This is a genomic window from Micromonospora sicca (assembly GCF_003172935.1).
Lineage (GTDB): Bacteria > Actinomycetota > Actinomycetes > Mycobacteriales > Micromonosporaceae > Micromonospora > Micromonospora sicca.
This window is the reverse complement of record NZ_QGKS01000237.1, coordinates 1-14,201: the sequence shown is the minus strand read 5'-3', so window position 1 is coordinate 14,201 and position 14,201 is coordinate 1. Positions and strand designations below refer to the sequence as shown.

At 72.5% G+C, this 14,201-nt stretch carries 12 protein-coding genes; 6 read left to right on the top strand and 6 right to left on the bottom strand.

The features are described 5' to 3' along the window. Positions 1-123 precede the first annotated feature (123 nt). Positions 124-1,887, bottom strand: coding sequence for a thiamine pyrophosphate-binding protein (locus tag DKT69_RS16890; RefSeq protein WP_109802496.1), 1,764 nt, complete (start codon positions 1,885-1,887; stop codon positions 124-126). Beyond that, entirely contained in the window at positions 1,880-3,004 is a 1,125-nt protein-coding gene (locus DKT69_RS16885; RefSeq protein ID WP_109802495.1) for a baeRF2 domain-containing protein, read from the bottom strand. Before DKT69_RS16885 ends, DKT69_RS16890 begins: the two co-directional genes overlap by 8 nt. Positions 3,005-3,143: 139 nt before the next feature. Here DKT69_RS16885 and DKT69_RS16880 point away from each other — a divergent pair, with 139 nt between their 5' ends. After that, positions 3,144-3,692 (top strand): hypothetical protein, encoded by a 549-nt coding sequence (locus tag DKT69_RS16880; RefSeq protein ID WP_201749706.1) that lies wholly within the window; start codon positions 3,144-3,146, stop codon positions 3,690-3,692. A gap of 37 nt (positions 3,693-3,729) precedes the next feature. Further along, positions 3,730-4,590 carry an alpha/beta fold hydrolase gene (locus tag DKT69_RS16875; protein ID WP_109802494.1) on the top strand — a complete coding sequence of 287 codons (861 nt, stop codon included), beginning with the start codon at positions 3,730-3,732 and terminating at the stop codon, positions 4,588-4,590. 56 nt (positions 4,591-4,646) lie between these two features. Here the strand turns inward: DKT69_RS16875 and DKT69_RS16870 are convergent, their stop codons facing one another. Further along, positions 4,647-4,985 (bottom strand): DUF3817 domain-containing protein, encoded by a 339-nt coding sequence (locus DKT69_RS16870; protein ID WP_236647972.1) that lies wholly within the window; start codon positions 4,983-4,985, stop codon positions 4,647-4,649. A 181-nt stretch (positions 4,986-5,166) separates the two neighbouring features. Between DKT69_RS16870 and DKT69_RS16865 the strand changes: the two genes are divergently transcribed. From DKT69_RS16865 to DKT69_RS39030, 4 genes are all read left to right on the top strand, one after another. Next, positions 5,167-6,645, top strand: coding sequence for a glutamate-cysteine ligase family protein (locus DKT69_RS16865; protein WP_109802497.1), 1,479 nt, complete (start codon positions 5,167-5,169; stop codon positions 6,643-6,645). A 65-nt stretch (positions 6,646-6,710) separates the two neighbouring features. Then, a complete protein-coding gene (locus tag DKT69_RS16860; protein ID WP_109802492.1) occupies positions 6,711-7,190 on the top strand; it encodes a DUF2975 domain-containing protein in 480 nt (159 codons plus the stop codon). After that, on the top strand, positions 7,190-7,396 hold the full coding sequence (locus DKT69_RS16855; protein WP_091094605.1) for a helix-turn-helix domain-containing protein: 207 nt from the start codon (positions 7,190-7,192) through the stop codon (positions 7,394-7,396). Before DKT69_RS16860 ends, DKT69_RS16855 begins: the two co-directional genes overlap by 1 nt. A 14-nt stretch (positions 7,397-7,410) precedes the next feature. Next, positions 7,411-7,575 carry a hypothetical protein gene (locus DKT69_RS39030; RefSeq protein WP_201749705.1) on the top strand — a complete coding sequence of 55 codons (165 nt, stop codon included), beginning with the start codon at positions 7,411-7,413 and terminating at the stop codon, positions 7,573-7,575. Between the two features lie 157 nt (positions 7,576-7,732). On the opposite strand, the gene treZ is transcribed toward DKT69_RS39030, so the two are convergent. From treZ to glgX, 3 genes are read right to left on the bottom strand one after another with little or no spacing between them, the layout of a single operon-like run. Then, entirely contained in the window at positions 7,733-9,466 is a 1,734-nt protein-coding gene (gene treZ / locus DKT69_RS16850; protein WP_109802491.1) for a malto-oligosyltrehalose trehalohydrolase, read from the bottom strand. Continuing rightward, positions 9,463-11,799 carry a malto-oligosyltrehalose synthase gene (gene treY, locus DKT69_RS16845; protein ID WP_109802490.1) on the bottom strand — a complete coding sequence of 779 codons (2,337 nt, stop codon included), beginning with the start codon at positions 11,797-11,799 and terminating at the stop codon, positions 9,463-9,465. The genes treZ and treY overlap by 4 nt, the downstream gene beginning before the upstream one ends. Position 11,800: 1 nt before the next feature. Then, complete coding sequence (gene glgX / locus DKT69_RS16840) at positions 11,801-13,918, bottom strand: glycogen debranching protein GlgX (RefSeq protein WP_109802489.1); 2,118 nt, start codon at positions 13,916-13,918, stop codon at positions 11,801-11,803. Positions 13,919-14,201: the final 283 nt, after the last annotated feature.

Below are 14,201 nucleotides of genomic sequence, written 5' to 3'. Positions count from 1 at the left end.
CCCGACCTGCGTCAAGCCCTCGCCGCCATCGACCACCACGTCGACGACTACATCGCCCGCGCACGACTCAAAACCGCAGCCTGAAAACCTGACTCAGTTGTTCAGATTCTCGAACCCAAGGATCTAGACGACGTCCTCGACCTCCACGCTCATCTGGGCCTCGAGCGTCTGCTCGCGGACCCGCCGGGCGGCGTCGCCGTCGGCGAACACCCCACGCAGGTCGGCCAGCGCGGGCTCCGGCGGATTCAGCGACACGGCGGGGTCGACCACCGCCTCCAGCACGCTGGGCCGGTCCGCGGCGAGCACCTCGTCCCAGGCCGGGCCGACCAGGTCCGGCCGGTCGACCCGGACGCCGTGCAGGCCGAGCAGCCGGGCCCAACCGGCGTACGGCACGTCCGGTCGCCGGTCAGCCAGCTCCCCGGTCGGCCGCCGCCCGCCGCCCATCCCCGAGTGGTCCCGGTTGTTCAGCACCAGGACCACCAGCCGCGGGTCCCGCCACTCCCGCCAGTGGTGCGCCACGGTGATCAGTTCGGCCAACCCGTTGAGCTGCATCGCGCCGTCGCCGAGCAGGGCGATCACCGGCTCGTCCGGGCGGGCCAGCTTGGCGGCCACCGCGTACGGCAGGGCGCAACCCACCGAGCCGAGCGTCCCGCAGAGGTGGGCGCGGACGCCCGGGGGCAGTTGCAGGTGCCGGGCATACCAGTAGAGGACCGACCCGACGTCGACGGCGACCGAGCCGGTCCGGGGCACCCGGGTGGCGAGCTCGTGCAGTACGAGCTGCGGGTTGACCGGCTCGGCCGGGGCGGCGGCCCGCTCGGCGGCGGCCTGTCGCCAGCGGTCCACCGAGCCCTCGACGACCCCCCGCCACTGCTCGTTGGGCCGGTCGGCGACCCGGCCCAGCAACGCGCTCAGCGTGTCGCCGGCGCCGCCGACCAGCGGGACGTCCACCGGATACCGGGCGCCGATCCGCCGCCCGTCGATGTCGATCTGGATGGTCCGCACCTGTCCCGGCATCGGCAGGTAGTCCGTCCACGGGTCGTTCGTGCCGACCAGCAGCAGGGTGTCGCAGCCTCCCATCAGCTGGGCGGCGGCGGTGGTGCCGACCTCGCCGAGCACCCCGGTGTGGAACGGCAGCCGCTCGTCCAGCACCGGCTTGCCGAGCAGCGAGGTGGCCACCCCGGCGCCGAGCCGGTCGGCCAGCGCCACTATCTGGTCGGCGGCGCCGTGCCCGCCCTGACCGACCAGGATCGCCACCCGCCGGCTGCCGGACAGCAGCGCCGCGGCGGCGTCCAGGTCGGCGTCGTGCGGCAGCACCCGGGCCAGCGGCTCCCCCGGGGTCGCCGTCAGCACGCCCGCGGTCTGCGGCAGCAGGTCCGGCACCACGGCCACCTGCAGCGCGCGCGGCAGCACCACGCAGGTCGGGCTGCGGGTGGCGGCGGCGGTACGGAACGCCTGGTCGAGAAGGGCGGGCACCTGTTCGGGCGTCCGCCCGTACCGGACGAACTGGTTGCAGACGTCGCCGAAGAGCCGGCTCAGCCCGATCTCCTCGTGCGCGCCGCCGAGCGGGCCGGTGACGTCCTCGCCCACGATCGCCACCACCGGCTTGCTGTCCAGCTTGGCGTCGTAGAGGCCATTGAGCAGGTGCACCGCGCTCGGCCCCTGGGTGGCCAGGCAGACCCCGATGTCCCCGGTGAACTTGGCGTGGCCGGTCGCCATGAAGGCGGCGGTCTCCTCGTGCCGGGCCGGGATGAACTCCGGGTCCCCGCCGGCGCGGTCCAGCGCCGCCACCAGCGGGGCGATCGGCTCCCCCGGGCAACCGAAGGCGCGGGGGACCCGCCAGGCACGCAGCCGTTCCACCACCAGGTCGGCGACCGTCCGGTCAGCCATTGCCCCGCCCAGGGGTGCCGGCGTCGACGTAGCGCAGCACCGCGCCGACGCCGTCGGTGAGCTCCGGCGCTTCCTCCGGCGCCAGCACGGTCAGCTCGGCGTCGGTGCCGACCAGCGCCCGGAGCAGGGCGGCGTCGGCGCGGACCCGTTGCGGGTCGGCCACCGACATGTCCAGCAGCTGCGCGGGGTCGGTGGCGATCTCCGTCGGTTCCGGGCCGATCCAGAGTTTGCCGTTGGCGGAGGGGTCGTCGACGATCAGCATCGTGTCGACCTGGTTGCGTTGCAGCGCGGAGACCACCGCGTCCAGGCCCGCGCCGACGTCCTCCTGCACGCCGAACCGGTCCAGCGCGGTGGTGATCCGCTGGTCGGCGACCTCGGCGATGGTCTGCACGGTGAGGTCGTCCATCCGCATCGGGTCGGCGCCGTCGGTCCGGGAGCCGGCGTCGGTGCGGACCAGCACGTCCTGCCAGCGTTCGGGCATCTGGGCGGCGATCATGCCGGTGGCTCGGATGTCGCCGGCGACCACCACCACGTCGGCGCCCACCTTCTCGGCCAGCTGCACGGTGGCCGCGACGGCATCCCCGGCGTTGTGGTGCCAGGCCTCCATCGCCGCCCGTTGGTAGCGGGACTGGGACCAGCCGCCGGGGTTGACCCGGCGCAGTTGGAAGTTCTCCCGACCCTTGACGTGCGCCTTGCGGGGCACTCCGCCGGCGCTGACCGCGATGGCGTCCGCGCCGCTGCGGTCGGCGAGCACCCGCACCCAGGCGACCTGCTCACCGCGTTGGGCGACCAGCGGCATGGTGTGCGGCAGGGTGGCGAAGCTGGCCAGGTCCCGCAGCGGCGGCGCGGACAGGTACTCGGATAGCACCACCCGCCCGCCGGTGGCGAAGACGGCCAGCCCGTAGTCCCCCGCCATCGGGTCGTGCCCACGGACCACCCGCTCGACCGCGTCGATGGTCGCCGGGTCGGCTCCCTGCTCCAGCAGTCGGCCCTTGAGGGCCCGCCAGCGCAGGTCCAACGCGGGACGGGAGTCGTGGGTGTCCCGGGAGGCGTCCAGGTAGACCGAGCACCACGGCCCGGGACGGTTGTAGAGCGGGCGCAGGAAGGACAGCTGCATGCTCGACCCCTTTCCAGCTCGGCCGCACGCATACCCGCGCGGCCCCGGATGTCACCTGACGGCCCCCGCGTGACCGTCGTTCATTCATGTCGTTCAACCCGGGGAGCCGATACCATGAGTGAACGAAACGGGACTCTCGGTGGTGATCATGGATAATGACCTCCACATCCGGCGCGCGGTCCATCCCGCGGAGCGGATCGTCACCGGGCGGGTGGTCCGGTTGCTGGAGGGCTACCCCCGCGAGGTGCGGGTGGGCCAGCCGGTGCTGGTGGCGGTGCTCACCGCGGCGGGCGTGATGGGGCTGCTGATGCTGCTGGTGCGGTCGCTGCTGAGCAGCGGCGGCGGGGGCGCGCGGCGCAGCTTCAAGGAGTTGAAGAAGGGGCCCGAGTTTCTGGTGACCCCGCTGCGGCTGCGCGACGGCGCGGACCGGCTGCTGGAGGTGGAACTGCACGGGCATCTGCCGCAGAGCGCCCTGCACCCCGCGGACCACGTGCAGCTCACCCTGCGCCCGCAGCGCGACCCGGACCTGCCACCGCGGATCGAACGGATCGTCAACCTGACCACCGGCCAGCTGCTCACCCCGCGTACCGCCACGGTCTGGTCCCACCTCGGTCCGCCGCTGCTGCTCCAGGCGGCGCTCGGCGCGCTGCTGCTGGTCGGGGTCGCCGCCTGGTCGGCGCTCGGCTGAGGTTTCCGCCCGGCCGGTCGGGGGCACCGGTGCGGCCATGTTCACCGGATTCACCCTCGAGGAGATCGACGTCGGCCCGGTGCGGCTGCGGGTCCGGCACGGCGGATCGGGGTCGCCGGTGGTGCTGCTGCACGGGCACCCGCGTACCCACACCACCTGGCACCGGGTCGCCCCGCTGCTGGCCGACCGGCACACCGTGATCTGCCCGGACCTGCGGGGTTACGGCGGCTCGTCGAAGCCACCGAGCGACCGGGCGCACACCACGTACGCCAAGCGGGCCATGGCCGCGGACGTGGTGGGGCTGCTCGACGCGCTCGGCCACGACCGGGCGGCGGTGGTCGGCCATGACCGGGGCGCGTACGTGGCGATGCGGACGGCGCTGGACCACCCGGTCCGGGTGTCGCGGCTCGGGGTGCTCGACGGGGTGCCGATCGGTGAGGCGCTGGCCCGCTGCGACGCCCGGTTCGCGGCCCGCTGGTGGCACTGGTTCTTCCTCGGCCAGCTCGACAAGCCCGCCGAGCGGGTGATCAACGCCGATCCGGACGCCTGGTACGGCGGCTCGCCCGCGGCGATGGGCGAGGAGGCGTACGCCGACTACCGTCGGGCCATCCACGACCCGGCCACGGTGCACGCGATGTGCGAGGACTACCGGGCCGGCCTGGGACCGGACCGAGCGGCGGACGACGCGGACCGGGCGGCCGGCCGGCGGATCGTTTGCCCGGTGCTGTTTGTGTGGTCCGAGCGGGACGACATGGTCGACCTCTACGGCGACCCGGCGGCGATCTGGCGGGACTGGGCCGACGACGTCCGCGCCGCGTCGGTGGACTCCGGGCACCACATGGCCGAGGAGGCGCCGGAGCGGCTCGCCGCGGTGCTGGCCGACTTCCTGGCCGGCTGAGCGGCGCGGCCCGGCAAACGGGCGGCGTGGGTCGGCCGTGGCGGTCGGCCGGCGGGTCAGCCGACCGGGGTGAGGCTGCGCGCCGGGGTCGAGGCGTCGTCCAGCAGGCCGCGCCGTTGGGCCCAGCGCTCGAAGACCAGGGTGGCGAACGGCGGCACCGCGCAGGCCAGCGCCAGCACGGTGGTCAGCAGGCGCCACCGGCGCAGCCGGGCCACCACGAGGACGAGGATGCCGTAGACCACGAAGAGCGCGCCGTGGATCGGCCCGAAGACGTGCACGCCGATCTCGTTGGCCGGCGGGCCGTACTTGACCGCCATGCCGGCCAGCAGGGCCAGCCAGGAGCAGGCCTCGGCGATCGCCGCCGCCACGAACAGCGTGGTCATCTTCTCGCGCATCGCCTCTCCCCACGGGTCGCCGGCCATGCTAGCCAGCGCGCCGGGCGGGACGGGGCGCGCGGACGCCGGACGCGACGGGGATCACGAGGGCCGTGGCCGGGTAGGTAGAGGACCTTCGGGTCTTCCCCGCCCCGCCGCGACGTGCGAGGTTAGGGGAACCAGCGGTGACAGGGTGGTGACCATGGGCGAGGACGTCGGCACGCGGACCTTCAGCCGGGAGGATCGGGCCCGCTACCGGGAGAAGGTACGCCGCTGCCTCGACGTCTTCGCCGAGATGCTGCGCGAGTCGCGGTTCGACGTGGAGCGGCCGATGACCGGCCTGGAGATCGAGCTGAACCTGGTCGACGAGGACTCGCAGCCGGCCATGCGCAACGCCGACGTGCTGGCCGCCATCGCCGACCCGAGCTTCCAGACCGAGCTGGGCCAGTTCAACGTCGAGATCAACGTGGCGCCGCGCCGGCTGGTCGGCACCGGCACCGCGCAGTTCGAGGAGCACGTCCGGGCCAGCCTGAACGCGGCCGAGGAGAAGGCGCGTACGGTCGACGCGCACATGGTGATGATCGGGATCCTGCCCACCCTGCGCCCCGAACACCTGACCGCCGAGACGCTCTCGGCGAATCCCCGCTACACGCTGCTCAACGAGCAGATCTTCGCCGCCCGCGGCGAGGACCTGCGGATCTCGATCAGCGGCGTGGAGCGGCTGGCCACCACCGCGGACACCATCACCCCCGAGGCGGCCTGCACCAGCACCCAGGTCCACCTCCAGGTCAGCCCCGCCCAGTTCGCCGACTACTGGAACGCCGCCCAGGCGATCGCCGGCATCCAGGTCGCCCTCGGCGCGAACTCGCCGCTGCTCTTCGGCCGGGAGCTGTGGCGGGAGACCCGGGTGCCGCTCTTCCAGCAGGCCACCGACACCCGCCCGGAGGAGATCAAGGCCCAGGGGGTACGCCCCCGGGTCTGGTTCGGAGAGCGCTGGATCACCAGCGTCTTCGACCTGTTCGAGGAGAACGTGCGCTACTTCCCGGCGCTGCTGCCGGTCTGCGACCCGGAGGACCCGGCGGAGACCCTGGCGGCCGGGGACGTGCCGAAACTCGCCGAGATGCGGCTGCACAACGGCACCATCTACCGCTGGAACCGCCCCGTTTACGACGTGCTGAAGGGACGCCCGCACCTGCGGGTGGAGAACCGGGTGCTGCCCGCCGGCCCGACCGTGGTGGACACCATCGCCAACAGCGCCTTCTACTTCGGGCTGGTCCGCGCCCTGGCCGAGTCGGACCGGCCACTGTGGTCGCAGATGTCGTTCAGCGCGGCCGAGGAGAACTTCACCAACTGTGCCCGGCACGGCATCGACGCCCAGGTGTTCTGGCCCGGGCTGGGCTACCTGCCGGTGACCGAGCTGGTGCTGCGCCGGCTGCTGCCGCTGGCGTACCACGGGCTGGACCGGTGGGGGCTCGAGCCGACCGAGCGGGACCGGCTGCTCGGCATCGTCGAGCAGCGCTGCCTGACCGGGCGCAACGGCGCGACCTGGCAGGTGGAGACGCTGCACCGGTTCGAGTCCGCCGACCACCTGGACCGGCCCGAGGCGCTGCGCGAGGTGGTCCGGCACTACGTGGAGCTGATGCACAGCAACCGCCCGGTGCACGAGTGGCCGATCCCCTGACCGACACCCTCTCCCCTCCGCCGTCACCTATTGACTTTCGATAGCTAACGAGTGAAACTCGATGGATGCTCACCGTGCATCGAGTGGTGGCCCCACTCAAAGTCTTCCTCGCGCTGCTGTTCGGGGTGCTGGTCCTGTTCCAGACCATGTCCCTGCCCGGGCAGTTCGCCTACATGGCCAAGGAGTCCCCGGACCAGGCGTACCTCAGGTGGCCGCTGACGGCCATCACGGTCTTCTGGGTGCTCTGCGTCCAGGTGGTGATCGTGGCCACCTGGAAGCTGCTCACCCTGGTCAAGAAGGACCGGATCTTCACCGAGGCCTCGCTGGTGTGGGTGGACGCGATCGTCTGGGCCATCGTCGCCGCGGGGGCGGTGCTTTTCGGCGTGGACCTCTACGTCGCCGCGAAGGCCGACGATCCGGGGCTGCCGCTCCTGCTGTTCCTCATGTCGATCGGCGTCGCCGTGCTGGCGCTGCTGATGCTGGTGATGCGGGCGCTCCTGCGGCAGGCCACCTCGCTGCGGACCGACATGGAAGCGGTGATCTGATGCCCATCGTCGTGCGCATCGACGTCGAGCTGGCCAAACGCAAGATGAGCGTGGGCGAGTTCGCCGAGCGGGTCGGGCTCACCCCGGCGAACGTGGCCGTGCTCAAGAACGGGCGCGCCAAGGCCGTCCGCTTCAGCACCCTGGAAGCCATGTGCCGGGTGCTCGACTGCCAGCCCGGCGACCTGCTCGAGTGGGTCGAGGAATGACGACAGGAGACCGCATGAAGTACCTCCTCGCCATCGTCGCCATCCTCGCCATCGCGCTCGGCGTCGCCGGCATCGTGCACGGAGAGGCCGATGACTCGCCGGGCCTCCAGCTTTTGGGCGTAGCGCTCATCGTCGGCGCGGTTGCGTTCGGCGTGCGGCTCGCCCGACGCAGCAGGTAGCAGTACAGCCGCCGGCGCTCAGCCGCGCCGCCGATCTGGGGGCAGCTCGACGCCGCCCACGCCCGCCTGGGCACCCATCGGCCGAGCAGGCGTTCGTGCCAGGCCAGCGCCGCCGGGTAGTCGCTGACGGGAATCCCCGCGAACAGGTAGCGGGTGATCAGAGCGCCACGATGGCGGCTGACTCCGGCGGCAGCTCGATCCCGTCGCGCATCACGGTGACGCCGGTGCCGGTGGCCAGCAGCACGTTGCGCACCATCCCGGGCAGGTTGATCCGCTGTGACTTGCCGGCGAGGTTCGCCACCACCAGGCATTCGCCCCGGCGCATCACCAGGAACTGGTCGCCGTGCCGGACGTCGACCGCGTGCAGCCGCGGGTCGGACAGGTCGGGGCGGCTCTTGCGCAGCGCGATCAGCCGCCGGTAGAAGTCGTACATCTCGCGGTGCTCGGGCTTGTCCAGCTCGGCCCAATCGAGCCGGGACCGGACGAAGGTCTGCCGGTCCTGCGGGTCGGGCACGTCGCCCTCCGGCCAGCCGTGCGCGGCGAACTCCCGCTTCCGGCCGGTCGCCACCGCGGTGGCCAGCTCCGGCTCCGGGTGGCTGGTGAAGAACTGCCACGGGGTGCTGGCCGCCCACTCCTCCCCCATGAACAGCATCGGGGTGAACGGGGCGGTCATCAGCAGGGTGGCGCCGACCCGCAACAGCGCCGGGGAGAGCGTCGCGGAGATCCGATCGCCGGTGGCCCGGTTGCCGATCTGGTCGTGGTTCTGCAGGTACGCCACGAAGCGGTGCCCCGGGGTGCGCTGCCGGTCGACCGGCCGGCCGTGGCCGCGGTTGCGGAAGCTGGACCAGCTGCCGGCGTGGAAGAACGCGCCGGTCAGCACGTCGGCGAGGCATTCCAGCGAGCCGAAGTCGCCGTAGTAGCCCTGCCGTTCGCCGGTGAGCAGGCTGTGCAGGGCGTGGTGGGCGTCGTCGTTCCACTGGGCGTGCAGGCCGTAGCCGCCGGCCTCGCGCGGGGTGATCACCTTCGGGTCGTTGAGGTCGGACTCGGCGATCAGCGACAGCGGCCGACCCAGGTGGGTGGAGAGGGCCTCCACCTCGACCGCCACCTCCTCCAGAAAGTGGGTGGCCCGGGAGTCCGGCATGGCATGCACGGCGTCCAGCCGCAGCCCGTCGACGTGGTAGTCGCGCAGCCACATCAGCACGCTGTCGATGATGTAGCGGCGTACCCCGTCGGAGTGCGGGCCGTCCAGATTGACCGTCCGGCCCCAGGTGTTGCGCTGCTCGGTGAGGTACGGCGCGAACATCGGCGCGTAGGCCCCGGAGGGCCCGAAATGGTTGTAGACGACGTCGAGGATCACCCCCAACCCCTTGGCGTGCGCGGCGTCGACCAGGCGTTTCAGCCCGTCCGGCCCGCCGTACGGCTGGTGCGGGGCGTACCAGCAGACCCCGTCGTAGCCCCAGTTGTGCTCGCCGTTGAAGGCGTTGACCGGCAGCAGCTCGATCATGTCCACGCCGAGGTCGACGAGGTGGTCGAGACGGCCGATGACGGCGTCGAACGTGCCCTCCGGGGTGAAGGTGCCGACGTGCAGTTCGTAGAGGAGGCTGCCGGGCAGCTGCCGGCCGGTCCAGCCCCGATCGGTCCAGTGGTAGGCGGCGTGGTCGTAGAGCCGGCTCGGCCCGTGCACCCCGGCGGGCTGCCAGGCCGACCGCGGGTCGGGCACGGCCCGGTCGTCGTCGTCGAGCAGGAACGCGTAGTCGGTGCCCGGCCCGGTGCCCGGCACCTCGACCCGCCACCAGCCGTCCGGGCCGGCGCGCATCTCGTGGTCGGCGGCGCCGGGCAGGCGCAGCCGGACCCGGGCGGCCTCGGGCGCCCACACCGTGAACTCGGTCATGCGGCAGCCTCCACGGAGTCGGTGGGAGCCAGCAGGGCGACGGGATAGGTGCTCAGCAGATCATGCATGAGCAGCTCAGAGCCACTGTAGACCCGCCCGGTGAACATGTCAGCGACCGAATGAACGGGAAGTGACAGGGTTGTGTCCCGCCAGCCGCCGACCCGGTCCAGCCGCAGCGGCAGCCGGGTGGCCACCGCGATCGCGCCGCCCCGGTCGAAGGCGAGCGCGTGCCGCGCGGCCGGGCCGCGCGCCGGCACCGGGCGGTAGCCGGCGAACAGCTCGGGGCGGTCCCGGCGCAGCCGCAGCGTCCGGGAGACCACCAGCAGCTTCGCCGCGCCGTCGGCGGCCACCTCGGGCCGCCAGCCGCCGTCGAGCCGGGCCAGCAGGTCCCGTCGTACGGCGAAGTCGACCGGCCGGCGGTTGTCCGGGTCGACCAGCGAGTTCTCCCAGAGTTCGGTGCCCTGGTAGGTGTCCGGCACACCCGGCATGGCGAGCTGGACCAGCTTCTGGGCGAGCGAGTTGGACCAGCCGGCGGGGGTGATCCCGGCGGCGAACGCGGTGATCTCGGCGTGCAGGCCCGGATCGTCGTACATCCGGTCGACCAGGGCGTGCAGCTGGCGTTCGAAGGCCAGGTCCGGGTCGGCCCAGCTGGTGCAGAGCGAGGCCTCCCGGGCGGCCTTCTCCACGTACGCGTGCAGCCGGTCCCGCTCGATCGGCCAGGCCCCGACGGCGGTCTGCCAGAGCAGGTGGGCGAAGGCGCGGTCGGCCAGCGGCGCGCGGGACATCCAGTCCGTCACCTGCTCGGCCCAGCGGCCGGGCAGCTCGGACAGGACGGCGAGCCGGGCCCGGACGTCCTCGCCGCGCTTGGTGTCGTGGGTGGAGAGGGTGGTCATGCTGGCCGGCCAGCGCACCTGCCGGGCGGCGGCGAACCGGTGGAACTCGGCCGGCGGCACGCCGAAGTGCGCGGGGCTGCCGCCGACCTCGTTGAGCGCGACGAACCGGCTCCACCGGTAGTAGGCGGTGTCCTCGACGCCCTTGGCCATCGCCGCGCCGGTGAGCTGCGGGAAACGGGCGGCCAGCTCGTGCCGGGGGTCACGCAGCCGGGCGGTGACCGCGTCCAGGGTGGCGGTCAGGTCGGGGCGGCGCCGGCCCGCCTCCGACCGGGCGGCGGCCAGGTGTCGGGCACCCTCGGGCGGGTAGCCGCGGTAGACCGGGAAGCAGGCGGCCAGCTCGGCCAGCGCCGCCCGGGCGTCCTGCTGGTCGAGGTCCGGGACGAGCGCGGCGAGCCGGCTCAGCTCCGCGGCGAGCAGCCGGGTGGCGGCCGCCAGCTTGGTGTCGTGGGCCAGGTCCTGCCAGGAGGTGTGGTGGCCGGTCAGCCGGGCGTCGAGCGCGGTGAAGTCGCCCTCGGCGTCCGGGTCGACGAAGAGCCCGCTGACCGCCGCCAGGGCGTCGTAGCCGGTGGTGCCGTCGACCGGCCAGGCCGGCAGCTCCTCGCCGTACTCGAGGATCTTCTCCACCACCAGCCACGCGGCCGGCGCGGCCGCGCGCAGCCGGGCCAGGTAGCCGGCGGGGTCGCGCAGCCCGTCCGGGTGGTCGACCCGGATGCCGTCCAGCTCGCCGGCGTCGGCCCAGCGCAGGATCTCCGCGTGGGTCGCGGCGAAGACCGCCGGGTCCTCCACCCGCAGGCCGGCCAGGTCGGAGACGGCGAAGAACCGGCGGTACGTGAGCTCGGCGTCGCCGCGCCGCCAGGAGATCAGCTCGTAGTGCTGCCGGTCGTGCACCTCGCGGGGGCTGCCCGCGCCGGTGCCGTCGGCGATCGGGAAGCGGTGCTCGTGGTAGCGCAGCTCCCCCTCGACCACCTTGAGGTCCTCGAGGGCGTCCGGGCTGTCGGCGAGCACCGGCAGCAGCAGCCGGCCGCGGTCCCAGTCGATGTCGAACCAGTCGGCGTACGCCGAGTCCCGGCCCCGGCGCAGCACGTCCCACCAGGCCGGGTTGGCCGCCGGTTGGGCGACCCCGGCGTGGTTCGGCACGATGTCCACGACCAGGCCGAGGCCGGCGGCGCGCAGCGCGCGGACCAGCCGCTGGCGACCGGCCTCGCCGCCGAGTTCCGGGTTGACCGCCCGGTGGTCGACCACGTCGTAGCCGTGCGCGGAGCCGGGGGTGGCGGCGAGCAGCGGCGCGCTGTAGAGGTGGGTGACGCCGAGGTCGGCGAGGTAGTCGACGAGCCCGGCGGTGGTGCCGAGGTCGAAGCCGGGCCGGATCTGGACGCGGTAGGTCGACCCGACCCGCGTCGTCGCTGCCGCCGTCACGTCAGGTCGGGAGGTGTCGGACATGTCAGGCCGTCCTCTCGAGGACCAGCAGGGAGCGGTCGGGTCCGCAGACCGTGCCGCCCGCCTCCACCAGGGTGGTCTTCTCCGGGTCCGGTTCCGCGGTGCTGATCACCAGCTCCCACCGCTGCCCGAACTCCTCCCCGGGCAGGGTGAAGTCCAGCGGCGCGTCGTGCGCGTTGAACAGCAGCAGGAACGAGTCGTCCCGGTGGCGCTGGCCGTACTGGCCGCGCTCCGGGATGCCGTCGCCGTTGACGAAGAGGGCCACCGAGCGGCCGAAGTCGTTGCCCCAGTCCTCGCCGGTCATCTCCCGGCCGTCGGGGGTGTACCAGGCCAGGTCGGGCAGGCCCGATCCGGCGGCCCGGCCGCCCACCGGCAGCCCGGTGAAGAACCGGCGCCGGCGGAACACCTGGTGGCGGGTGCGGAAGTCGGTGAGCCGCCGGACGAAGCCGAGCAGCTCCTCGTCGGCCCGCGGCCAGTCGACCCAGGCGAGTTCGCTGTCCTGGCAGTACGCGTTGTTGTTGCCGTGCTGGGTGCGGCCCAGCTCGTCGCCGTGGCCGATCATCGGCACGCCCTGGGAGAGCATCAGGGTGGCCAGGAAGTTGCGCCGCTGCCGGGCCCGCAGGGCCAGCACCGCCGGGTCGTCGGTCTCCCCCTCGACCCCGCAGTTCCAGGACCGGTTGTGGCTCTCGCCGTCCCGGTTCTCCTCGCCGTTGGCCTCGTTGTGCTTGTCGTTGTAGGACACCAGGTCGTTGAGGGTGAAGCCGTCGTGGCAGGTGACGAAGTTGATGCTGTGGAAGGGACGGCGGCCGTCGTCCTGGTAGAGGTCGGCGGAGCCGGAGATGCGGGAGGCGAACTCGGCGAGGATGGCCGGCTCGCCGCGCCAGAAGTCCCGCACGGTGTCCCGGTACTTGCCGTTCCACTCGGTCCACTGCGGCGGGAAGTTGCCGACCTGGTAGCCGCCGGGCCCGACGTCCCACGGCTCGGCGATCAGCTTGACCTGGCTGACGACCGGGTCCTGCTGCACCACCTCGAAGAAGGTGGAGAGGCGGTCCACCTCGTAGAACTCGCGGGCCAGCGTGGCGGCGAGGTCGAACCGGAAGCCGTCGACGTGCATCTCGGTCACCCAGTAGCGCAGCGAGTCCATGATCAGCTGGAGCGAGTGCGGGCTGCGCACGTTGAGGCTGTTGCCGGTGCCGGTGTAGTCGACGAAGTACCGCCGGTCGGATTCACTGAGCCGGTAGTAGCCGGCGGTGTCCACGCCCTTGAAGCTCAGCGTCGGGCCCAGGTGGTTGCCCTCCGCGGTGTGGTTGTAGACCACGTCGAGGATCACCTCGATGCCGGCGGCGTGCAGCGCCTTGACCATGCCGCGGAACTCCTGCACCTGCTGGCCGAGGCGGCCCAGGGCGGAATAGCCCTGGTGCGGGGCGAAGAAGCCGATGGTGTTGTAGCCCCAGTAGTTGCGCAGCCCCAGGTCGGCCAGGCGGTGGTCGTGCACGAACTCGTGCACCGGCATCAGCTCGACCGCGGTCGCCCCGAGCCGCTTGAAGTAGTCGATCATGACCGGTGAGGCGATCGCCGCGTACGTGCCGCGCAGCTCCTCCGGGATGTCCGGGTGCCGCATGGTCAGCCCGCGCACGTGCGCCTCGTAGATCACCGAGTGGTGGTACGGGGTTCGCGGCGGCTTGTCGTTGCCCCAGTCGAAGTACGGGTTGACCACCACGGACTTCGGCATGAACGGCGCCGAGTCGAGCTCCGACATCCGGTCCGGCTCGCCGAGCACGTAGTCGTAGACGGCCGGGCCCCAGGAGACCTCCCCGTCGACCGCCTTGGCGTACGGGTCGAGCAGCAGCTTGTGCGGGTTGCAGCGCACCCCGTCAGCCGGGTCGTACGGGCCGTGGACCCGATAGCCGTAGCGCTGGCCCGGCTCGATCCCCGGGATGTACGCGTGCCAGACGTAGGCGTCGACCTCGCGCAGCTCGACCCGGCGCTCGGTGCCGGTGTCCCACTCGTCGAACAGGCAGAGCTCGACCTTCTCGGCCACCTCGGAGAAGATCGCGAAGTTCGTGCCCATCCCGTCGTAGGTGGCGCCCAGGGGATAGCTGTCGCCCGGCCAGACCTGCATGTCGCTCCTTCGGCACCTGATCATGAGCGCACCGAACGGGCGGACCGTCGGTGCGCACGCCGCTAATGCCCCGTCGCCGGAGCGGCCAACCCACCCGTTCGGACCACACCCGATATCCACCAACGTGACCTTCGGTGGACCTTTGGGTGTCTTCGGTCACGATGGTGGATATCGGGTGTGGTCCGAACGGGTGGGTTGGCCGCTCCGGCGACGGGGCATTAGCGGCGTGCGCACCGACGGTCCGCCCGTTCGGTTCGCTCATGATCAGGTGCCGAAGGAGCGA